The 20,166-nt window shown below is 56.8% G+C and carries 21 protein-coding genes and 3 pseudogenes; 16 read left to right on the top strand and 8 right to left on the bottom strand.

Features of this window, described 5'->3' with window-relative positions:
- Nucleotides 1-83 precede the first annotated feature (83 nt).
- The 8 genes and pseudogenes from Q6A51_RS22220 (at nt 84) to Q6A51_RS27605 (ending at nt 4,736) form a co-directional block, all read left to right on the top strand.
- Complete coding sequence (locus tag Q6A51_RS22220) at nt 84-215, top strand: YHYH domain-containing protein (protein ID WP_117148191.1); 132 nt, start codon at nt 84-86, stop codon at nt 213-215.
- A gap of 31 nt (nt 216-246) precedes the next feature.
- On the top strand, nt 247-483 hold the full coding sequence (locus Q6A51_RS22215; protein WP_201004123.1) for a hypothetical protein: 237 nt from the start codon (nt 247-249) through the stop codon (nt 481-483).
- A 38-nt stretch (nt 484-521) separates the two neighbouring features.
- Nucleotides 522-713, top strand: a complete 192-nt coding sequence (locus tag Q6A51_RS22210; protein WP_304575749.1) for a hypothetical protein — start codon at nt 522-524, stop codon at nt 711-713.
- 272 nt (nt 714-985) lie between these two features.
- Nucleotides 986-1,762: pseudogene (locus tag Q6A51_RS27620) on the top strand (PAS domain-containing protein); the annotation flags it as partial.
- A complete protein-coding gene (locus Q6A51_RS27615) occupies nt 1,757-2,314 on the top strand; it encodes a methyl-accepting chemotaxis protein (protein ID WP_405046174.1) in 558 nt (185 codons plus the stop codon). The pseudogene Q6A51_RS27620 and the gene Q6A51_RS27615, both read left to right, overlap by 6 nt.
- 145 nt (nt 2,315-2,459) lie before the next feature.
- Nucleotides 2,460-2,945: a hypothetical protein gene (locus Q6A51_RS22200; RefSeq protein ID WP_304575748.1), complete on the top strand. Its 486-nt coding sequence runs from the start codon at nt 2,460-2,462 to the stop codon at nt 2,943-2,945.
- Nucleotides 2,946-3,110: 165 nt separating this feature from the next.
- Nucleotides 3,111-3,881 (top strand): annotated as a pseudogene (locus Q6A51_RS27610) (MCP four helix bundle domain-containing protein); the annotation flags it as partial.
- The gene (locus Q6A51_RS27605; RefSeq protein ID WP_405046173.1) at nt 3,864-4,736 is read left to right on the top strand and encodes a methyl-accepting chemotaxis protein; all 873 of its coding nucleotides are present in this window, start codon (nt 3,864-3,866) and stop codon (nt 4,734-4,736) included. The pseudogene Q6A51_RS27610 and the gene Q6A51_RS27605, both read left to right, overlap by 18 nt.
- Before the next feature lie 81 nt (nt 4,737-4,817).
- Here the strand turns inward: Q6A51_RS27605 and Q6A51_RS22190 are convergent, their stop codons facing one another.
- The 3 genes from Q6A51_RS22190 to gabP form a co-directional block, all read right to left on the bottom strand.
- Nucleotides 4,818-5,156 carry a type II toxin-antitoxin system RelE family toxin gene (locus tag Q6A51_RS22190; RefSeq protein WP_201018986.1) on the bottom strand — a complete coding sequence of 113 codons (339 nt, stop codon included), beginning with the start codon at nt 5,154-5,156 and terminating at the stop codon, nt 4,818-4,820.
- A complete protein-coding gene (locus Q6A51_RS22185; RefSeq protein ID WP_117167450.1) occupies nt 5,125-5,394 on the bottom strand; it encodes a type II toxin-antitoxin system Phd/YefM family antitoxin in 270 nt (89 codons plus the stop codon). Before Q6A51_RS22185 ends, Q6A51_RS22190 begins: the two co-directional genes overlap by 32 nt.
- A 151-nt stretch (nt 5,395-5,545) precedes the next feature.
- Complete coding sequence (gene gabP / locus Q6A51_RS22180) at nt 5,546-6,937, bottom strand: GABA permease (RefSeq protein WP_304575746.1); 1,392 nt, start codon at nt 6,935-6,937, stop codon at nt 5,546-5,548.
- A gap of 529 nt (nt 6,938-7,466) precedes the next feature.
- Here gabP and Q6A51_RS22175 point away from each other — a divergent pair.
- The 5 genes and pseudogenes from Q6A51_RS22175 to Q6A51_RS22155 all read left to right on the top strand — a co-directional run bounded on the left by Q6A51_RS22175 (nt 7,467) and on the right by Q6A51_RS22155 (nt 11,735).
- Nucleotides 7,467-8,240, top strand: coding sequence for an ABC transporter ATP-binding protein (locus Q6A51_RS22175; RefSeq protein WP_201004134.1), 774 nt, complete (start codon nt 7,467-7,469; stop codon nt 8,238-8,240).
- 13 nt (nt 8,241-8,253) lie between these two features.
- Nucleotides 8,254-9,018, top strand: a complete 765-nt coding sequence (locus Q6A51_RS22170; RefSeq protein WP_201004136.1) for an ABC transporter substrate-binding protein — start codon at nt 8,254-8,256, stop codon at nt 9,016-9,018.
- A 66-nt stretch (nt 9,019-9,084) separates the two neighbouring features.
- Nucleotides 9,085-9,780: an ABC transporter permease gene (locus Q6A51_RS22165; protein WP_201004138.1), complete on the top strand. Its 696-nt coding sequence runs from the start codon at nt 9,085-9,087 to the stop codon at nt 9,778-9,780.
- Nucleotides 9,777-10,466 (top strand): ABC transporter permease, encoded by a 690-nt coding sequence (locus Q6A51_RS22160; protein WP_201004139.1) that lies wholly within the window; start codon nt 9,777-9,779, stop codon nt 10,464-10,466. The genes Q6A51_RS22165 and Q6A51_RS22160 overlap by 4 nt, the downstream gene beginning before the upstream one ends.
- A 1-nt stretch (nt 10,467) precedes the next feature.
- A pseudogene (locus Q6A51_RS22155) lies at nt 10,468-11,735 on the top strand (methyltransferase).
- A 304-nt stretch (nt 11,736-12,039) separates the two neighbouring features.
- Here Q6A51_RS22155 and Q6A51_RS22150 read toward each other — a convergent pair.
- The 4 genes from Q6A51_RS22150 to Q6A51_RS22135 all read right to left on the bottom strand — a co-directional run bounded on the left by Q6A51_RS22150 (nt 12,040) and on the right by Q6A51_RS22135 (nt 15,972).
- Complete coding sequence (locus Q6A51_RS22150) at nt 12,040-12,363, bottom strand: DUF6124 family protein (protein WP_201018989.1); 324 nt, start codon at nt 12,361-12,363, stop codon at nt 12,040-12,042.
- A 456-nt stretch (nt 12,364-12,819) separates the two neighbouring features.
- The gene (locus tag Q6A51_RS22145) at nt 12,820-13,149 is read right to left on the bottom strand and encodes a hypothetical protein (protein ID WP_304575745.1); all 330 of its coding nucleotides are present in this window, start codon (nt 13,147-13,149) and stop codon (nt 12,820-12,822) included.
- Between the two features lie 179 nt (nt 13,150-13,328).
- Nucleotides 13,329-14,603, bottom strand: coding sequence for a glucarate dehydratase family protein (locus tag Q6A51_RS22140; protein WP_201018990.1), 1,275 nt, complete (start codon nt 14,601-14,603; stop codon nt 13,329-13,331).
- Nucleotides 14,604-14,625: 22 nt separating this feature from the next.
- Entirely contained in the window at nt 14,626-15,972 is a 1,347-nt protein-coding gene (locus tag Q6A51_RS22135) for an MFS transporter (protein WP_304575744.1), read from the bottom strand.
- Nucleotides 15,973-16,078: 106 nt separating this feature from the next.
- On the opposite strand from Q6A51_RS22135, the gene Q6A51_RS22130 reads away from it, so the two are divergent.
- The 3 genes from Q6A51_RS22130 to Q6A51_RS22120 all read left to right on the top strand — a co-directional run bounded on the left by Q6A51_RS22130 (nt 16,079) and on the right by Q6A51_RS22120 (nt 18,857).
- On the top strand, nt 16,079-16,990 hold the full coding sequence (locus tag Q6A51_RS22130) for a LysR family transcriptional regulator (protein WP_304575743.1): 912 nt from the start codon (nt 16,079-16,081) through the stop codon (nt 16,988-16,990).
- A 204-nt stretch (nt 16,991-17,194) separates the two neighbouring features.
- A complete protein-coding gene (locus Q6A51_RS22125; RefSeq protein ID WP_304575742.1) occupies nt 17,195-18,028 on the top strand; it encodes a glycosyltransferase in 834 nt (277 codons plus the stop codon).
- A gap of 25 nt (nt 18,029-18,053) precedes the next feature.
- The gene (locus tag Q6A51_RS22120; protein WP_201004154.1) at nt 18,054-18,857 is read left to right on the top strand and encodes a 2OG-Fe(II) oxygenase; all 804 of its coding nucleotides are present in this window, start codon (nt 18,054-18,056) and stop codon (nt 18,855-18,857) included.
- A 17-nt stretch (nt 18,858-18,874) separates the two neighbouring features.
- Here the strand turns inward: Q6A51_RS22120 and Q6A51_RS22115 are convergent, their stop codons facing one another.
- A complete protein-coding gene (locus Q6A51_RS22115) occupies nt 18,875-19,879 on the bottom strand; it encodes a J domain-containing protein (protein WP_304575741.1) in 1,005 nt (334 codons plus the stop codon).
- Nucleotides 19,880-20,166: the final 287 nt, after the last annotated feature.

Raw genomic sequence — 20,166 nt, 5'->3', positions numbered from 1 at the left:
GGTCTCGCCAAGGGACTCCGCTGCTCGCCCGAGCGGTCTGGAACGTCGGGGAGCCACAGGATTTATCAACAGAAGGATCTGTCATGAAGTTTACTACCCTCCTCCTCGCGGCCATTCTTGCCGCCACCTCCTTTTCCGCAATCGCGCACGGCGGCCGGACCGACAAGCAAGGCTGTCATAACGACAAGAAGGCCGGCACCCGGCATTGTCATTGACTGTGGGCCTCGCGCCCCACCGGAGACAAACATGGCCTTGAACAAACCCAACCAGGACCTGCGTCGTGACCTGCAAGGCATCGCCTCCGATCTGAAATGGTCGGCGGTTGAATTGATGCGCATTGCGGAGCGGCTGAGCACTTCAGGAAATGAGCCGGATGCTCAGGCAGTGCTTCGCATATGCAACGTGATGCAGGCCGGGGAAGAGAAGCTGCAAGGCGTAACGAATGAAGTGTCACTGGGCAGGCTGGTGCGGGCTCGCTCCTGACTGCATACGGATGAGGATCAGGCACGGAGCAATTCGCAATGAGCCTGGACGCCATCACAGCAATACTTGAAGTCATCGGCGACGTGATCGAGTTCGGATCACTCAAGAAAGATAGAAACTGGCCACTATGGCGCCGATGCCTGTGGTACTTGCTGCGGATAACCAGAAATCTTCTTCTGGCACTCCTGGTCTGTCTTCTGGTGGCCTTGATTCTCGACTGGATCACGTAATAAGGGCCGCATCCGAAAATTAATTTCCATATTGATGGAACCGGATCAGGTCATTTGCCACTCACCTGTAATTGCTGTTGTTTTCGGCGTTGCCTCTCCGTACAAAACGACGTCAAAAAGCGCATTCATTACCCCCTCAAACGCCCATCCTTTTGACGTCAAAAAAACCGCTCATCCACTGATCGGAATCCTCTTCTGCCAGATTAATGCCACTCACCTTCAGGTCGATATCGTCGTGAGAGTCAGTAGGTCAAACAGCACTGGGGCAGGTTATGTTCGGGACAAAAATCAAAGCTGAACTGGCAGCCATGAAGGCCGAAGTTGATGGACTCAAGGGATTGATGGGCGCGCTGGAACGTTCGATGGCCGTGGCAGAATTCGATCTGGACGGAAAACTCATCCGGGCCAACGATAATTTTCTGACCGCAATGGGATACCGGGCCGAAGAGCTGGCCGGCAAGAACCACCGTGAATTCTGCTCACCGGCACTCTCGCGCAGCAGCCAGTACAGTGAACTCTGGGCTTCGTTACGCGCTGGCCGCTTCGTCTCGGGCACCTTCCAGCGCGTGGACAAGAACGGGCATAGCGTCTGGCTCGAAGCCAGTTACAACCCGGTGCTCGATACGCAAGGCAAACCCTTCAAAGTGGTGAAATACGCACTGGACGTCACCCGCAAGGTCATTCAGGAAAGCGAGTCTCGCGGCAAGCTTGTCGCTGTCGACAGAGCCATGGCCGTGTGCGAATTCGACCTCAACGGCAATGTGCTGGCTGCCAACGATAACTTTCTGCATGTCATGGGTTATGGCCTGAATGAAATCAAAGGCAAGCACCACCGTGGCTTTTGCGAACAGAGCCTGGCCAACAGCTCTGAATATGGCGATTTCTGGCGCAAGCTGAACCAGGGTGAGTTCTTCAGCGGACAGTTCAAGCGCATCGGCAAGCATGGCAAGGTGGTCTGGCTGGAAGCGACTTACAACCCGGTCTACGACGCGGAAGGCAAGCTCTGCAAGATCGTGAAGTTCGCCAGCGACATCACCGAACACGTGGAAAAACAGCAGGCCGACTCGCTCGGTGCTTCGCGGGCTTACCACATTTCGACTGAAACCGAAAAAGTGGCCGAGCAAGGCACGCTGGTCATTCAGGAAACCGCCCGAGAGATGCGCCAGATTGCAGACAGCATCGGCGCCTCCGCAAAACTGGTGGGGCAACTGGGATCGCGCTCCGAGCAGATCACCGCCATCGTCAACACCATTCGCGGCATCGCGGACCAGACCAACCTGCTGGCCCTCAACGCGGCAATCGAAGCTGCTCGCGCAGGCGATCAGGGCCGGGGGTTTGCGGTGGTTGCGGATGAAGTCCGCCAGCTGGCTGGTCGTACAAGCGGCTCAACGACAGAAATCGCGGACATGATCGGCAAGATCCTGAACGAAACCCGCGAGGCTGTCGCCAGCATGAGCACGACTCAGGAAGGCGCAATTCGGGGCGTGACCCTGGCCGATCAGGCTGGCCAGGTCATTATCCAGATTCGTGATGGCGCCAGCGAAGCCGTAGAAGCCGTCAGCATGTTTGCCACACGATTCGACGAAGCAAATAAAACCTGAGCCGTGATCAGCATCCCAGGCTGTACCTTGAAAACCCGCCTCGTGCGGGTTTTCATTGCCCGGCAAACCGACGCCCCTTGGTTATTGAGAGCGTCTGGGGTTCAATGATCGCCATTGCCCTTATCGCCTGCCAAAGGACCCGTTCATGGCTTCGCCAGACAAACAGCAAAAACGTGCCAAGCGCGCCAAGATCAAAGCCAAGCAGAACCGCTCGGGCAAACCGGCACAAAATGTCGTTCACCCTGTATTCGCTTCCCCCCTTGTGAATCAACCGTTCGATGATGTGCAGCTCGACCTGAACACCTTCGATTTTCAGGATATCGTCGAAAACGGCTTCGACCCGGCCGATTACGAAGACCTGTTTGAAGCCATGAAGGCCGCCGAAGCCATCAGCCAGTTGGCGCTGTGCGTGGTTTTCCTGCAATACCCGGTGCTGGCACTGGTCATCAGCGAAGAAGACGAAGAGCAAGCCACCGACTTCATGATGGGCCTGCTCATCACCTACCGCGCCCTGTTCCACGATGAGGACGAAGACACGGCCGTTGAGTGGATCGGTAGCCCGACATTCCAGGCCGATTACAACAAGGCATCCGAGTTGCTGGTCAAACGGGACTCAAAAGGGCAGCGTTGAAGTGCACAAAAACGTCATGTCCACCTCAATAACGACAAGACAGCTCTAAACCGCAGGTTTCATCTAAAGCAGGCTTCAGCTTCTACCCGAGAATCCGATATAGCTGCGTACGCGCCTGCTCAAGGCGCCCCTCAGCGCAGCACATCGGATGAACTCGGAGCGGGTATGTATTTGAGAAACATGAAAATAGCCAAACGCACCCTGACCTGCTTCACGTTCATGGTTGCCATGGTTATAGGGCTCGGCATTTTCAACATCCAGCAAATGGGCAATATTCGCTCGGAAGGCCTGGAAATCGAAAATGACTCAATGCCTGGCATTGCATTGGGCGATGACATCACCCTCGCATTCGCCAACACCCGCATCGCCATCCTCAGAATGATCTCAAGAAGCCCTGCCGAGATAGAACAGGCTTATACCGAGTTGCTGAAGGAAGAAGACAAGTTCTACAACGCGGTCAAAGCCTACAAACCACTTATCAACACGGATACCGAGCAAACGCTGATCGCCAGCATCGAGTCCACCTACAAGGCCTATGCCGATGGTGCAGAGCGGGCGTACAAACTGATCAAGGACAACCAGCAAGATGCGGCGCGTCAGGTCATCAGGGTGGAAATGCCAAAAAGTGCAGAAGGCATGGCGGCTGCGCTCTCCAGACTGGAAAAAGTAAACGACGAGGCCGAAGCCGAATCCAGCGCAAGTGCGACAGCGGCGTATGAAAAAGCCAAGACCATCTCTGTTTCAGTCATGGTGCTGGCGGTACTGGCAACACTGGTCATGGCATGGCGTTTGACGCAAAGCCTTTCCGCACCGATCAATCAGGCCCTCAAGGCTTCGGAAATCTTTGCGTCGGGAGATCTGCGCCCGATCGATGTGGACAGTCGCGGTGTCGATGAAGTCGCCCTGCTGCTGCAATCGATGGAACGCATGCGGGAGAACCTGCGGGCCACCTTGAATCAGGTCGACGATGCAGCCCAACAGCTATCGTCAGCCACCAGCCAGATGAATGCGCTGATGGCCAGCAGCAACGCCGACCTGATAACCCAGAACAGTGAAATCGAAATGGCAGCCACTGCCGTGACCGAGATGAGCCAGGCCGTTGAAGAGGTTGCGCGTAGCGCGGTGTCGACTTCGGAAGAGTCGAAATCGTCTTCTCGCTCAGCACAGCAAGGGCAGGAAGAACTCAAGCAGACCGTCAACTCCATCACCGAGCTGACGAAGAATGTCGGCAGCGCTTCAGAGCAGGCCCAGCAACTGGCGAGTCGGACGCTGGAAATCAGCAAGGTCCTGGAAGTGATTCGCTCGGTATCCGAACAGACCAACCTGCTGGCCCTCAACGCCGCCATCGAAGCAGCTCGCGCCGGCGATGCAGGCCGTGGCTTCGCGGTGGTCGCCGACGAGGTTCGCGCACTGGCACACAGGACCAGTGAGTCGACTCAGGAAATTGAATCCATGATCGGCCATATCCAGCAAGGCACCAAAAGTACGGTATCCGCACTGGAGATCAGCACCGAACAGGCCCAACGCACCAAAAACCAGGCGGAGTCCGCAAACTCGGCATTGGCGATTATTGCCAACTCGGTGATGGTGATCGACGATCGCAACACCGTGATTGCCAGCGCGTCCGAAGAGCAGGCCCAAGTCGCACGCGAAGTGGACCGCAACCTGGTGCGCATCCGTGACCTTTCAGCACAATCAGCCGTAAGAGCTGATCAGACCAGCAGCGCAAGCCACGCCCTCGCGACACTGGCTACAGAGCTGAATACGACCCTGCGCCAGTTCAAGTTGTGAAGTCTCGCGGATGAGCGGATCGCACTCCCTCATCCGCGAATAGGCCAACGCACTCAATGCACAGGCATGCTTTGAATACCATCAATTGAGCCTTTTCCTGGCCACCTGATAGGCGACCTCATGATCACGTCGACCAACCGCAATCACGCTGACAACAAGCCTGGCATCAATGACTTCATAAACCAGTCTGATGCCACTGGCTCGCAACTTGATCTTGTAACACCCGGGCATATCTCGCAGCTTGTCAGCCTGAACCTTGGGCTCCAGTAATCGTGACCGCAGTTTTTTCAAAAGCTGAAGCTGAACTGTCTTGTCCAGGTCGTCGTATTCTTTTTTGGCCTCTATCAAAAACTCAAGCGTATAAGTTCCTGTGGCATGAGAGACCGACTTATCGTTTCTCTGCCTCGGCGATGAGGTCATTTATATCTACCTTCACAGTGCGGCCACCTCTGCGCTCTTTGATCTTGCGGGCAAGCGCAGCGTCATCGAGCAGGTCAAGAAGCTCTTCATATCGTTCTGGCGAAAGAATGTAGAAAGCAGGCTCATTACGATTAAGGATCACCATCGGGTCGCCATTGCTTTCACGATAAGTCCCCATAGGATCTTTCTTGAGGTCAGTCACAGACGCAGCGACTTCCGCCAGTAGTGCGTATGCCATTGTTTTTCTCCTGTCGACCCAAGGCCGAGCCACATAATGGTGCCCAAAAAAGCACTTTAAAAAGCATATTTAAATATACACAAAAACGGCCGTTCTCATTTATCAAGAACGACCGTTCAGGGTCATGCGCTATTTTTCGCTTCTACGGGGCTCAACTCAACGCCGCAGCTCCAACCCGTGAAGCCTTGCGGCGGCGGGAAACCAGCAGGCCTGCGGCGATCACGCTCAGGCTGAGCACGCCGGTGGCGATGATTTCATGGCGATGGTCTTCCTGAATCAGCATCACGGTCAGCACCGCAACGATGAAGAAGATCGCAGCCCAGGTCAGCCACGGGAACAGCCACATCTTGAAGTCGATGGCTTCACCTTTGGCGATACGTTTCTGACGCATGCGCAACTGGGAAACGGCGATCACCAGATACACCAGCAAGGCGATTGCGCCGGAACTGGCGAGCAGGAATTCAAACACGGCAGCCGGAGCAACATAGTTGGCAAACACGGTCAGGAAGGCAGCGGCAGTCGAAAGTATCACCGCCCAGTGAGGCGTGCCGCTCTTGCTGATGCGGGTAGACATTGCCGGAGCATCGCCACGCTTGCCCAGAGAGAACAGCATGCGCGAAGCGGTATACAGCGCAGAGTTCAGGCAACTGGTCACCGCCACCAGTACAACCAGATCCACGATCAGCTTGGCGTTGGGAATACCCATCACATCCAGCACCGTCTGATAGGAACCGACTTCAGCCAGACGGCTGTCGTTCCAGGGCACCAGCGACACAACGATAAAGATCGAAACCAGATAGAACAGGAAGATCCGCCAGATCACCGAATTGGTGGCCTTGGTGATCTGCTTGCCCGGGTTCTTGGACTCGGCGGCTGCAATAGTCACGATCTCGGTCCCCATGAAGGAGAACATCGTGGTCAACATCGCTGCCAATACCGCGCCCAGGCCGTTAGGCATGAAACCCTGAGTGTCGAACAAGTGGCTGACGCCGCTGACATTACTGGTCGGTAGCAGACCGAAAATCGCGACAACCCCCAGCACCACGAACGCAATGATCGCCACGACCTTGATCAATGCAAACCAGAACTCGAACTCGCCGTAGTTCTTGACGCTGAACAGATTGGTGGCCGTCAGCAGCAACGTAATCACCAGCGTGAACACCCAGATCCCCACATCGGGGAACCAGGCATGCAGGATGGTCGCGGCAGCGTTGGCCTCCAACGGAATCACCAGAACCCAGAACCACCAGTACAACCAACCGATGGTGAAACCGGCCCAGTGCCCGATGGCGCGGTCGGCATACGTGGAAAACGAACCGGTGTCAGGCGAGGCTACAGCCATTTCGGCCAGCATGCGCATCACCAGCACAACCAGCGTACCGGCTGCGGCATACGCGAGCAGCACGGCAGGACCTGCCTCGGCAATCGCATGGCCTGAACCTACGAACAGGCCTGCGCCGATCACACCGGCAATCGACAGCATCGTGATGTGTCGAGGTTTCAGCCCCTGTTCGAGCCCGGAAGAGTTAGCGGTACTGCTCATAAAACCACCTTTTGCAAGACGAGCGATGCACACCGAAGCGCTCGTAAAAAGAAAGCAACGGTGCCGTTCTTTATTCTTTACGCAAAAACTGCGCCAAAATATTTCAAAAGCGACGTCGCATAGAGAACAGAGGGCTCGCAGCCCTGAAAGTGCGGAAATGCCAGGAAGGATTTTTTATCAAGCCTGCAAGTTTTGTTACCTAACACCTCAGGACATACCCATATTGGCGCACCGAAAACACACACAAAAAACCAGACAAGCTCGCATATGGTGCGCAAGACCGTAAAAGCTACTTCCAACACCCAGCCAAAGCTGGCAACATCGCGCCCTTTTCGCGCATTCAGGCTATAAAGCGGGCATCAAACAGACGCATCCATTGCCTTGCGGCGACAGTCTGCTGCGATGATGCGACACCCCGCCGCATAACACTGCCCGCCAGACCTGACGCTGTTGGTTGTCTTTCGAGCCCTGTGCTAGCTTGGCGCTCGCCCCACTCGAAGGGCGTACAAAATATATGAGGTCCCCCCACATGGCCGAGGCCACGCCCGCCCTGGAAATCCGCAATCTGCACAAGCGCTATGGAAAGCTGGACGTGCTCAAAGGCATCTCGCTGACTGCTCGTGACGGTGATGTGATATCAATCCTGGGCTCATCCGGTTCCGGCAAGTCCACGCTGCTTCGCTGCATCAACCTGCTGGAAAACCCTCATCAGGGACAGATTCTGGTGGCAGGCGAAGAGCTGAAGCTCAAAGCCGCCAAGAATGGCGAGCTGGTCGCCGCCGACAACCGGCAGATCAATCGCATGCGCAGCGAGATCGGTTTTGTCTTTCAGAACTTCAATCTGTGGCCGCACATGAGCGTGCTCGACAACATCATCGAAGCACCGCGCCGCGTGCTGGGCCAAAGCAAGGCCGAAGCCATCGAAGTCGCTGAAGCGCTGCTGGCCAAGGTTGGCATCGCCGATAAACGACACGCTTATCCGGCACAGCTTTCCGGTGGTCAGCAACAACGCGCTGCCATCGCACGCACTCTGGCAATGCAGCCTAAAGTGATTCTGTTCGATGAGCCCACCTCCGCGCTGGACCCGGAAATGGTCCAGGAAGTGCTCAACGTCATCCGCGCACTGGCCGAAGAAGGCCGGACTATGCTGCTGGTGACCCACGAAATGAGTTTTGCACGACAAGTTTCCAGTGAAGTCGTCTTTTTGCATCAGGGACAGGTCGAAGAACAGGGCACACCACAGCAAGTATTCGAGAACCCGCTGTCGGTAAGGTGTAAACAATTCATGTCGAGCAACCGCTAACGGAGCAACCCCCATGCAGATGTACAAGAAGTTCCTGCTGGCAGCCGCTGTCACTGTCGCATTCACCAGCAGCGCTTTTGCTGAAACCCTGAAAATGGGCATCGAGGCCGCTTACCCACCGTTCAACAACAAGGACGCCAGCGGGCAAGTCGTCGGTTTCGACTACGAAATCGGCCAGGCCCTGTGCGCCAAGATGAAAGCCGAGTGTTCAGTCGTCACCTCTGACTGGGACGGCATCATTCCGGCGCTCAACTCCAGAAAGTTCGACTTCCTGATCTCGTCGCTGTCGATCACCGAAGAGCGCAAGCAGGCTGTGGACTTCACCGACCCGTACTACTCCAACAAGCTGCAGTTCATTGCGCCGAAAGACTCGCAGATCAACACCGAAAACGTCGAAGCCGCCAAGGCATCGCTCAAGGGCAAGATCATCGGAGCCCAGCGCGCTACGTTGTCCGGTACCTGGCTTGAAGACAAGCTGGGCGACAGCGTGACCGTCAAACTCTACGACACCCAGGAAAACGCCTACCTCGACCTGGCATCCGGCCGTGTCGACGCCATGCTGGCCGACAAATACGTCAGCTATGAATGGCTGAAAAGCGATGCAGGCAAAGGTTTCGAGTTCAAAGGCGATCCCGTCGAGCAGAACGACAAGATCGGCATCGCTGTGCGCAAGGGCGACCCGCTGCGCGAAAGGCTGAATGATGCACTGAAAGAAATCATCGCTGACGGCACCTACAAGAAGATCAACGACAAGTACTTCCCGTTCAGCATTCTCTGATCTGCCTGACGTGACCGTCGCGCCCTCTCTGAAGGCGTGACGGTCCGTCCCTAGCAAAGCCTGCCCATGAATATTGACCTCCAAGGATTCGGCCCGGCCCTTGCGGCTGGTGCGCTGATGACTGTTCAGCTTGCCCTTTCGGCCCTGTGTCTGGGCCTGATACTGGGGCTGCTCGGCGCCCTGGCAAAAACGTCGCCTTACAAGCCACTGCAATGGCTGGGCGGTACTTACTCGACGCTGGTGCGCGGTATTCCTGAATTGCTCTGGGTGTTGCTGATCTACTTCGGCACCGTCAACGGCATGCGCGCCCTGGGCGAAATGCTGGGTATCCCCGGCCTTGAACTCAACGCCTTTGCCGCGGGCGTCATAGCCCTTGGCCTGTGCTTCGGCGCCTATGCGACCGAGGTCTTTCGCGGGGCCATCCTGGCCATCCCCAAAGGCCATCGCGAAGCGGGTCTGGCGTTGGGCATGTCGCGTTCGCGCATCCTCTTCAAACTCATCCTGCCGCAGATGTGGCGCATCGCGCTGCCCGGCCTTGGCAACCTGTTCATGATTCTGATGAAAGACACCGCACTGGTTTCGGTGATCGGCCTGGAAGAAATCATGCGCCACTCGCAGATTGCCGTCAGTGTCACCAAGGAAGCCTTCGTGTTCTATCTGGTCGCAGCCTTCATGTACCTGGGCCTGACGATACTGGCCATGGTCGGTATGCACTTCCTGGAAAAACGTGCCGCTCGCGGCTTTGTGAGGAGCGGGTCATGAACTGGGAAGTCATCATCAAGTGGCTGCCAAAGCTGGCACAGGGCGCAACCCTGACGCTGGAGCTGGTGGCGATTGCGGTCATCGCCGGCCTGATCATCGCCATCCCGCTGGGCATCGCACGTTCGTCAAAACATCTGCACGTACGCGCCCTGCCTTACGCCTACATCTTCTTCTTTCGCGGCACGCCGCTGCTGGTGCAGTTGTTCCTGGTCTATTACGGCCTGGCGCAATTCGAGGCCGTGCGCAAAGGGCCGCTCTGGCCGTATCTGCGCGACCCGTTCTGGTGTGCCGTCATCACCATGACCCTGCACACCGCCGCTTACATTGCCGAGATCCTGCGTGGCGCGATTCAGGCCGTACCGGTGGGTGAAGTCGAGGCGGCGCGGGCGCTGGGCATGTCCAAATGGAAAGCGCTGTTCTACATCATCCTGCCCCGCGCAGCACGCATCGGCCTGCCGGCCTACAGCAACGAAGTGATCCTGATGCTCAAGGCCAGTGCCCTGGCGAGCACCGTCACTCTGCTGGAACTGACCGGCATGGCACGAACCATCATTGCCCGCACTTACCTGCCGGTGGAGATTTTCTTCGCAGCGGGCATGTTCTATCTGGTCATGGCTTACGTGCTGGTCCAGGGGTTCAGATTGCTGGAACGGATATTGCGCGTAGACGCCAGCCAAGGGCGCTGATATGAAGGGGGCTGGCTTTCATATAGTCAGCCCCTCTACACGGTCACCATCATGCCCTCTGACACTTGCTTGCAGGATGAACACCTTCGCAGCCGCTTTCGGGCGCTGGACAGCTTTCTGTTCGCGTACCAGTCGCTGTGGCGACCAAAGCCTTTCACACAAGCGCACATGCCGTGGGAACAGCAATATTCGGAACTGGCCACATGGCTGCGCCAGCGCACGCTGGATCAAGCCGAAACCGCGCACAATCACCCCGAACGTCTCGATGCGCCCTACCCCTTCAAGCAACTGGCGGACGAAGCCTTTGAGCTGGGGCAACTCGGCGAACTGCCTGCCTACCCGCTTGAACCGGTGGAGCCACGCCAGAGCGTCGATGTGCCGGGGCGTAAATGGCAACAGATCGAAGCCTTTGCCAGCCATCTGCAATTCCGGCAAAGCGCCACCCATTGGCTCGACTGGTGCTCGGGCAAAGGGCACCTGGGCCGTCGCCTGACACAAAGCGGACAGAAAGTGACCTGTCTGGAGCGCGACCCGGCCCTGATCGAGGCCGGTCGTAAACTCAGCGCACGCCAACACATCGAAGCTGAGCATGTGGAACAGGATGTCATGGCAGATGACACTTGGCGCCACCTCAAGCCCGAACACTCGCCCGTCGCCCTGCACGCCTGTGGCGATCTGCATGTGCAGTTGATGCATGTCGCTAGCCAGGCAGGCTGTGTGCATATGGCCATTGCTCCCTGCTGTTACAACCGCACCCGATTCGACGAATATCAGGCGCTGTCCAACGAAGGCCGCAGCTCAGCCTTGAAGCTGTCGCGGGACGAACTGGGCCTGCCATTGAGCGAAACCGTTACAGCGGGCGCTCGTGTCCGCCGCCAGCGCGACACATCCATGGCCCGGCGACTTGGGTTTGACCTGCTACAACGCCAGTTGCGCGGCATTGATGAATATTTGCCCACACCCTCGCTGCCCGTCAGTTGGCTGGACAAACCCTACAGCGACTACTGCCACGAACTGGCAGACCTGAAAAACCTTCCCGATCCGGGCCAGCAGGACTGGGCAGAACTGGAGGCCGCAGGCTGGAAGCGACTGGCAGAGGTGCGCAATCTGGAACTGGTGCGCAACCTGTTCCGTCGACCTCTGGAGTTATGGCTGGTCCTGGATCGAGCCATGTACGTGCAGGAGCATGGTTACAGCGTCAGCGTCGGCACTTTTTGCGACAGCCAACTCACCCCGCGCAACCTGCTGGTTCTGGCACAAAAGCAATGACCCGAATCAACGGAACATCCTGTGGATAACTCTGTTGATGAAAATTCAGACAAGCGTTCTAAAACCTTAGTGCGCCAGTTACTGAAGCGCCTTGTTTTTTCCTGACACCCCGGTCAGAAGCCGCGGAAAACGGCACTTCGCGACAAAATGCGAGCATCCGCACGGATCGGCGGAAAAATCGTTTTCATTCTGAACGGGTTGTGCATAAAGGCTCTGGGACGAGGTGTTTTTGAAGACGGCCTTCGCGAGCAAGCTCCCTCCCACAGTCTCAATATGGGGGGGCTTGCTCGCGAAAGATCGTGCATCAACTCGCTTCCACACACTCCAGTGATCGCTCCACCATCACCTTGGCCATTTCTGCCATATGCATGGCGGCAAAAGCCAGGTCGCGCTGCGAACCATTCAGATCGTCTCCCAGCTCATAGGCCGTTGCCGATGCACATCGCAGGAAATCCATCGCATGCAGCAACGTCGCCTCAAGGCTCATGAAATCAAATCCTTTGTCGTCTCCTTTTGGCGGACGACTTGTCGGCAGATAACAGGCCATGGCCCGCTTGACGACTGATTGATCGAAAACAGGCGCAGTGGACGCCTCGTTGAAAGGTGGATCAGGGGTAATCTTGACCATGCGTTTAGCTCTCCATTATGGAGCTGCCAACAGATCGCTACTAAACGAAAGGGTGGCAGCTGTACGCGAGTTAGTAGACCGGTGAGCTAAGAACCGGCGCACCCGGAGGTGCCAAGCGCACAGCCGCCATAACAGGCAGGCATGAAACGCCTGACAGAATGCGGTTGTGTTACGCCTTAACCCACTGGGCTACTAAACCCGATCGCTGATAAGCAGCGACCGACGCAGACTAGAAGCACAAACAGAGAGGCGCAAGCGGGCTGGGATTCTCTCGGAAATGTCTGTCAAAAGAAAGGGAACGGACCTGCAAGTTCAGGCCAAAAACGTTGCAAGGCATCACAAGACAGGCGATGAGGGGTGGCAGCCGTACACAGGTTAGTCGACCGGTGAGCTAAGAACCGGCGCACCCGAAGGTGCCCTGCGTACAGCCGCCATCAAGGAGTGAGCAGCGAGGTTTTATCTGCGCGCCAGTTCATGTTTGACGCATTGTTCATAGTAGGTTTGCTTGATGGCAGCGGGTTTGAGGCGAGACGAGCTTTTATAGGTCTGTTCCGTGATGCCCATGGCGGTCATGCGCATCCAGGGTTGAGGGAACTTGCGGGTCTGTAGTTTGTTGCGAGCACCATAGAGAGAAACCCCGGCAAGCTTCGACTCCTGAGCCCCCGCCGCAATACCCGAACCCCATGTGCATATCGAGCGCGTACTCTTGGTCAACTCCTTGGCCTGAACCCCGACCGAAACGCCGGCCAGGACAAACACCGCAACGGTCAATGCAAAACTCCGCATAGCGCCAGCACCCAAGCTTCTGAAAGGAAAGCGAGTTTGCCAATGAAACAGAAATCAAAGGGCCAGCTATGTGCTTCTTTTCAGGGATGTTTTTTGAATGTGGCGCTGGTTCGCGAATGAATTCGCTCCTACGGACAAACAGGGTGGCTGGGCTCCCGCAAGAGCCCACTTCCAAGGCCTCAAAACCTTGGTTTGACGGTCTTCCAGTCCGGCTTGTAACGCTGCATCTGTTTCACATCATCGCGCTGACGGATGCCGCAGCTCAGGTATTGGTCGTGTAGCTTGCCCAACTGGTCGTAATCCAGCTCCAGCCCAAGGCCCGGGGCGCGGGTGATTTTTACGCAACCGTCGACAATGGGTAGCTTGCCGCCTTTTATCACCTCTTCATCCGGCTCCTGCCAGGGGTAATGGGTGTCGCAGGCGTAATCCAGATTGGGGACCGAAGCGGCGACATGGGCCATGGCCATCAGGCTGATGCCCAAGTGCGAGTTGGAATGCATGGATACGCCAAGGCCAAAGGTCTGGCACATCTTCGACAATGCCTGGGTATCACGCAGTCCGCCCCAGTAATGGTGGTCGGCCAGAACGATCTGCACGCTGTTCAACGCCACGCTACGGCGGAACTCATCGAAGTCGGTCACGACCATATTGGTGGCCAACGGCAGACCGGTACGTTTGTGCAACTCGGACATGCCTTCGAGCGTTGGCGTCGGGTCTTCGTAATATTGCAGATCATCGCCCAGCAATTCGGCCATGCGAATGGAGGTTTCCAGTGACCAGTTGGCATTGGGGTCGATACGCAGCGGGTAACCGGGGAATGCCCTCTTCAGGGCCTTGATACAGGAGACTTCATGCTCAGGTTCCAGCGCACCGGCCTTGAGCTTGATGCTCTTGAAGCCATACGCCTCGATCATGCGCCGGGCCTGGGCCACGATCTGTTCTTCGTTCAGGGCTTCGCCCCAGTTGTCCGGTTTGTAGGGCGAATCGATGTGCTGGGCGTACTTGAAGAACAGATAGGCGCTGAACGGCACTTCATCACGAATCGCGCCGCCCAACAGATCCACCAGCGGCACATTCAGGTAATGGGCCTGAAGGTCCAGAAACGCGACCTCAAATGCCGAGTAAGCGTTGCTGACCGCCTTGCTGGCATGGGAGCCGGGCGCCAGTTCCGCACCGGCCAGGCTGTCGGTCTTGTTGGCGGCGACAGTGGCCTGCACGATGGCGCGCAACTGGTTGAGATTGAACGGATCAAGGCCGATCAACTGGTCTTTCACACGCTCCTGAATCGCTAGCGCCGGAGCGTCACCATAGCTCTCGCCCAAACCTATATAGCCGTTGTCGCTCTCGATCTCGATGATCGAGCGCAGCGCGAAGGGTTCGTGAATGCCGCTGGCATTGAGCAGCGGCGGATCGCGAAAGGCGATGGGGGTCACGGTCACTCTTTTGATTTTCAAGGTAAGGCTCCTGATCCTGGTATCAGTGTGTTGCCGCGCGCTCAGGCACGGCCGCTTCGACGGGTTTGCCATGGCGGCTGACGGGCGTTGTGCGAGCAAAGAAGATCACTACGGCGGCCAACAGCGAGGTCGCTGCCAATCCGTACAGGCCACCCTCGATCGAGCCGGTGGTCTGTTCCAGAATTCCGAACGTCGTAGGCGCAACAAAGCCGCCAAGATTGCCGATGGAGTTGATAAACGCGATCACCGCTGCCGCGATGCGAGCGTCCAGATAGCTTTGCGGGATCGGCCAGAACAGCGCGGATGCAGCCTTGAAGCCGATGGCGGCAAAGCAGATCGCGACGAAGGCAAAAACAGGCCCGCCGGTTGTCGACATGAACATGCCAAACGAAGCGATAACCAGCGTCAGCGCAACCCAGGCCTGTTGAAATTTCCATTTGCTGGCCATGGCAGCAAAGCCGTACATCGCCACGATGGAGATGATCCAGGGCACCGAGTTGAACAGCCCGACCTGGAAGTCGCCCAGGCTGCCCATTTTCTTGATCATGCTGGGCAACCAGAAGGTCGCGCCGTAGATCGTCAGGGCGATGGAAAAGTAGATGAAGCAGAACAGCGCGATCTGCCGGTCAGCCAGCAGCTTGAACATCGAAGGCCTGGCGACCTGCACGGCCTCACGCTCGCGTTGCTCCTGGGCAATCGCGGCAATCAGTACGCTTTTCTCTTCCTCGCTCAGCCATTTCGCTTCACTCGGATGGGATTGCAGCCAGAACCAGACAAAACCGCAGAGCAGAACGGAGGCAAACCCTTCGATCAGAAACATCCACTGCCAGCCATGCAGGCCCAGACCGTTGATATGCAACAGCGCACCGGAAACCGGCCCGGAAATCACCGAGGCAATGGCCGAACCGCTGAGGAAAACCGCCATGGTCTTGCCACGCTCGGAAGACGGCAGCCATTGGGTGAAGTAGTAAATGATGCCGGGGAAAAACCCGGCTTCGGCCGCACCGAGGATAAAGCGCAGGACATAGAAACTGGTTTCGCCCCGCACAAAGGCCATGGCCATGGCCGCTGCGCCCCAGGTGAACATGATGCGCGTCAGCCAGACACGGGCACCGTAGCGCTGCAGCAACATGTTGGAAGGGACCTCGAACAGCGCGTAGCCCACGAAAAACAACCCGGCACCCAGCCCATAGGCTGCGGCACCAATACCCAGGTCGGTTTCCAGATGGCTGCGCACAAAGCCGATGTTGACGCGGTCGATGTAATTGACGATGAACATCACCACGAACAACGGCAGCACATGGCGTTTGACTTTGGCCGCTGCCCGGGCAAGCACAGGAGCATCGGTGGGGCTCTGGAGGCTCTTCAAGATACGACTCCCGTTCATTGTTTTTTTAGGGACGAGTCGATCATGGACGCGGCGATTGATCCCGTCTAATCTAACTTGGCATTCCATTGATACCCGGATTAGATCAATGTTCGAGCTCACTCAACTGCGCTGCTTCACCACTGTCGCGACTGAACTCAACTTCCGCCGCGCCGCCGAACGGCTGAACATGACCCAGCCGCCGCTCAGTCGGCAGATTCAGTTGCTGGAACATCACCTCGGGGTCGACCTGTTTACCCGTAACACCCGCAATGTCGCCTTGACCGCAGCAGGCCGCGCCTTCTTTGTCGAAGCCCAGAACCTGCTGGAGCGCGCCCAACAGGCTGCCGCCACGGCCAGGCGATTCGCCGAAGGTGATATCGGCTCAGTGAATATCAGCTTCGTCGGCAGTGCGGTGTATGAGTTTCTGCCCAAGGTCATCGCAGAAGCGCGACTCAAGCAGCCCCACGTCAGAATCAACTTGTCGGAAATGAACACTTATCAGCAACACGAAGCTCTTCGTGCGCGCCGCATCGACCTGGGCATCGTGCGCACCCCGCTGCTGGAACCCGGCTACGCCACCGAATGCCTGGTGCGCGAACCCTTCGTGCTGGCTGTACCTTGCAGCCATCGTCTGGCCGACAGTAAAACCGTGTCGGTCCAGGACCTCGATGCGCAGCCGTTCCTCATGTACTCCCACTCAGCCTACCCGCCGTTCAACGAACTGCTGACCGGCATGCTCCGCTCTGCCCGCGTTGCTCCGGAATATGTGCAATGGCTTGGCTCGTCACTGACCATCCTGGCGCTGGTCAATGCGGGAATGGGGCTGGCGCTGGTCCCGCGCTGCGCAACCAGCGTGGTATTCAAGAACGTGGTGTTCCGGGATATCGATCTGGGGGAAGGCGTACAGAGCGAACTGCATCTGATCTGGACCGAAAACAACGACAACCCGGCCTTTGCAATGCTGCTGGAGGGGATCCGCAAAGCTGTGCGCGAAGGATGGGGCGACAGCAGTCATTAGGGTTTACGTACCGGACGAGGGCTTATAGGATAGCCGCGCTAGTTTTTTCTGTTAGTTCCCTTGGACAATAACCGCAATTGCCTGGCTATTGAGTCAATAGCCATAGCGTATGTCTGTGGGAGCCAATCAGGAAACATAAAGAAACAATTAAATACGAGTACGCTTCCTTGCGCGCGTTTCCAAGCGATTACTGAGTACATGACGATGAGCAATCCTGATTCTGTATCTGATAAAACACCTACCTTCAGCATTGCCATAGTCAATTACAAGACTCTCGAAATTACCAAGATTTGTCTGGATCTGCTGCAACAGCACCTGGGCGGCACCCCGAATCAGGTCTGGGTAGTGGACAACGATTCAGCCGATGACAGCACTGAATACCTGCGCACTCTGGACTGGATCAACCTCATCGAGCGTAAAAGCCCTGGCCCGGAAAGCGGCCATATCGCCCACGGCAAAGCCCTCGATATGATCCTTGAGCGGGTCGAAACCGATTACCTTTTCCTGCTGCACACCGATACATTCATTTTCGACAAACACGTATTTTCGATGATGCTGGACAAGATCATCCAGAACCCGAAAGTTGCGGCAGTCGGCTGTGTAGAGCAACTAAATCGTGGCACCGCCAGAACCATCTGGCGCTTCAGCTCCCGACTGTTCAAACACCACTTCCGCCGCCTGAAACTCTCTCTGGGCCTGCGCTCCAAACAGCCCAAGCCTTATCGCGAAGAACACCTGAAAAGCTTCTGCACCCTCTGGAACACCAAGCTCATGAAGCAGCACGGCCTGCACTTCCAGATGGATGATCGGGTACCGGGTTATACCCTGCAGGACACCATGATCCAGCTCGGCTATGACATCGAGTTTCTGTCGCCACGCAAGATATTCAGCTACCTGGACCACATCCAGGCAGGTACTGTCTCGGCAGCCGGTGGTTATGACACGACCCATCGACGGGTCAAGATGTACAACGATATCCTGCGACGTATCAACAAGAGCAATGCCAACGGGCAAAGCGCGTCGACAATGAACACGTGATGACTTTCCAACTATTGGAGCGGCAATGACTGCAACTCAACAAACACTGCCGATCACCTTGGCTCCAGAGCTTGATTTTGACCTGGCTGCCGCTGGCGAGCTGGGTCAGTCGCTGACCGATACCTATACCCAGGCTGCACCCTTTGCGCATATCGTCCTCGACGACTTTTTACCGCAAGACCTGATCGCCAGCATCTGCGAGCACTTCCCCGCCGAGCCGACCGACAACGAAATGCTCTACGAGCGCGGCTACAAAGGGCAGCACAAAAGGCAGATCAGCCCCAATGAATGCGACCCTCATCTGAAGAAAGTCTTCAACGCCTTCAACTCGGCACCCATGCTGCACTTTCTTGAAAAGCTCACCGGCATCGAAGGCCTGATACCTGACCCGTATTTCACAGGCGGCGGCCTGCATGAAACCAAAAAGGGCGGCTTCCTGGGCGTGCATTCGGACTTTCGGCTGAACAAAAAGCTCAATGTCGATCGCCGGATCAACGCCATCATTTACCTCAACCCGGACTGGAAAGAGGAATACGGCGGCAACCTGGAACTCTGGGATGTGGACATGCGCACATGCCTGAAAAAAGTCCTGCCCATCTACAACCGCTGCGTGATCTTCAACACCGACGCCGACAGCAACCACGGCCACCCGGAACCCCTGACGACGCCCGAGCACATCACCCGCCGCTCAATCGCGCTTTATTACTACACTGCCTCAAAAGGGCCGGTCGACCCCACGCAAAGAAACAAGACCCACTACAAGCCAAGGCCCAAAGACCTGCTAAGCCCCAGGTACTACCTGAACAAACTCATCAGAAAGAAAAACTGAGGGGGGCGTCGCCAAGGTCAAAACTGATCGTTTCTCAGATTGGAAAACTGCGCATTGCGATTCTGTAGCTTGCGCAGTGTCAGTTTGTAGACGCTGGATTTGACCTGGCTGCCCATCGGCGTTTCTTCGAGCAGGATCCGGTTCGAGGCATAGGCACAGCCGGTGTTGATCATCTTGTACTTGAGCTGGTACAGGCCGGCATCCATCTTGGAGAACGCGAACACCGCACCGGCCGGGATGAATGCATGCCGAAAGGCATTGCGACCCACTGCATCCGTGACCTTGGCGTAAACCGCCGACTCACCGCCCGTATTGTCGATGATGATCTGCGACCAGCCGTTGTCCTTGCGCAGCGGCATATCCTTCACATAACCCGCCTTCTGCGGCCATGCAGCGCCCATTGGATCGAGATCCGGTATCACGCACTCGGGTTGTGCCGGGTCCACCAGCTTGATCGGACTCCCCACTGGCGCATCCACTGGAGCAGGCGCTGGCTTGACCCACGTGTGAGCAACCGGCAAGGCCTCGGTAGGCACGTAGGCTTTGCCTGCATCCGGGTCATAACCCATCCAGACACCGGCCCCGCAAAAAATCATGAACACCAACGCCCAGCGCAGCACGCTACGCCGACGTTTACGGCCTGTTGGCCTGGATGGCGGCGGGCTCGCCTGAGCCGCCCGAGGCGGCGGTGAAGCAGGCTGAGGCCTGTGGGCAGGACCTGCGGCCGCATAAGCACTGGCAGCGCGCGCACCACTGGTCTGAAGCTGCCGACTCCGGATATAGGCTTCCCTGGCCTTCTGTTCCTCATAAGCGAGCTGCGCGTCATAAGCCGCGCGCTTTGCAGCATCTGCCAACACATCATGAGATGCATTGATAATGCACATCAGATCCGAAGCGTCGGGAGCCGGGTTTCTGTCCGGATGCAGCTGCTGCGCCAGCTTGCGATAAGCCTTCTTGATCTGTTCAGGAGAGGCATCGCGAGCGACCTTGAGCTGCTCGTAATGAGTAAGTGTTCTTTGCATATGTCTTGCAATCCATGGCGGCATGCCATTTAACAAGCTCTATATCGGCAAGATTTCCTCTTACATCAGTCTCATGTGGCCAGCGGACAGACTGAAATGCCCGGATCCTTGGATCCGGGCATTTTTGAAGCATTAGTTCAGATTAAAAATGACCACTTTCCAGACAACCCCCGACCAGCGGTTTACTGCACTACCGTAGCCAGGTCTCGATCCCTCGAATACCAACGACAATCCTTGTCTTGTCGGCTGAAAAGCCAACAACCCTTTCCGTTACTGCCAGTGGTCCG

This window comes from Pseudomonas serbiensis (assembly GCF_030580745.1).
GTDB classification, from domain to species: domain Bacteria; phylum Pseudomonadota; class Gammaproteobacteria; order Pseudomonadales; family Pseudomonadaceae; genus Aquipseudomonas; species Aquipseudomonas serbiensis.
This window is presented reverse-complemented; position numbering and strand designations above follow the sequence as displayed.

Excerpts from the sequence above, each read along its gene's own strand:
- Q6A51_RS22220 (WP_117148191.1), top strand. The coding sequence starts at position 84 with ATGAAGTTTACTACCCTCCTCCTCGCGGCCATTCTTGCCGCCACCTCC.
- Q6A51_RS22215 (WP_201004123.1), top strand. The coding sequence starts at position 247 with ATGGCCTTGAACAAACCCAACCAGGACCTGCGTCGTGACCTGCAAGGC.
- Q6A51_RS22210 (WP_304575749.1), top strand. The coding sequence starts at position 522 with ATGAGCCTGGACGCCATCACAGCAATACTTGAAGTCATCGGCGACGTG.
- Q6A51_RS22200 (WP_304575748.1), top strand. The coding sequence starts at position 2,460 with ATGGCTTCGCCAGACAAACAGCAAAAACGTGCCAAGCGCGCCAAGATC.
- Q6A51_RS27605 (WP_405046173.1), top strand. The coding sequence starts at position 3,864 with ATGGAACGCATGCGGGAGAACCTGCGGGCCACCTTGAATCAGGTCGAC.
- Q6A51_RS22190 (WP_201018986.1), bottom strand. The coding sequence starts at position 5,156 with ATGACCTCATCGCCGAGGCAGAGAAACGATAAGTCGGTCTCTCATGCC.
- Q6A51_RS22185 (WP_117167450.1), bottom strand. The coding sequence starts at position 5,394 with ATGGCATACGCACTACTGGCGGAAGTCGCTGCGTCTGTGACTGACCTC.
- gabP (WP_304575746.1), bottom strand. The coding sequence starts at position 6,937 with ATGAGCAGTACCGCTAACTCTTCCGGGCTCGAACAGGGGCTGAAACCT.
- Q6A51_RS22175 (WP_201004134.1), top strand. The coding sequence starts at position 7,467 with ATGGCCGAGGCCACGCCCGCCCTGGAAATCCGCAATCTGCACAAGCGC.
- Q6A51_RS22170 (WP_201004136.1), top strand. The coding sequence starts at position 8,254 with ATGCAGATGTACAAGAAGTTCCTGCTGGCAGCCGCTGTCACTGTCGCA.
- Q6A51_RS22165 (WP_201004138.1), top strand. The coding sequence starts at position 9,085 with ATGAATATTGACCTCCAAGGATTCGGCCCGGCCCTTGCGGCTGGTGCG.
- Q6A51_RS22160 (WP_201004139.1), top strand. The coding sequence starts at position 9,777 with ATGAACTGGGAAGTCATCATCAAGTGGCTGCCAAAGCTGGCACAGGGC.
- Q6A51_RS22150 (WP_201018989.1), bottom strand. The coding sequence starts at position 12,363 with ATGGTCAAGATTACCCCTGATCCACCTTTCAACGAGGCGTCCACTGCG.
- Q6A51_RS22145 (WP_304575745.1), bottom strand. The coding sequence starts at position 13,149 with ATGCGGAGTTTTGCATTGACCGTTGCGGTGTTTGTCCTGGCCGGCGTT.
- Q6A51_RS22130 (WP_304575743.1), top strand. The coding sequence starts at position 16,079 with ATGTTCGAGCTCACTCAACTGCGCTGCTTCACCACTGTCGCGACTGAA.
- Q6A51_RS22125 (WP_304575742.1), top strand. The coding sequence starts at position 17,195 with ATGAGCAATCCTGATTCTGTATCTGATAAAACACCTACCTTCAGCATT.
- Q6A51_RS22120 (WP_201004154.1), top strand. The coding sequence starts at position 18,054 with ATGACTGCAACTCAACAAACACTGCCGATCACCTTGGCTCCAGAGCTT.
- Q6A51_RS22115 (WP_304575741.1), bottom strand. The coding sequence starts at position 19,879 with ATGCAAAGAACACTTACTCATTACGAGCAGCTCAAGGTCGCTCGCGAT.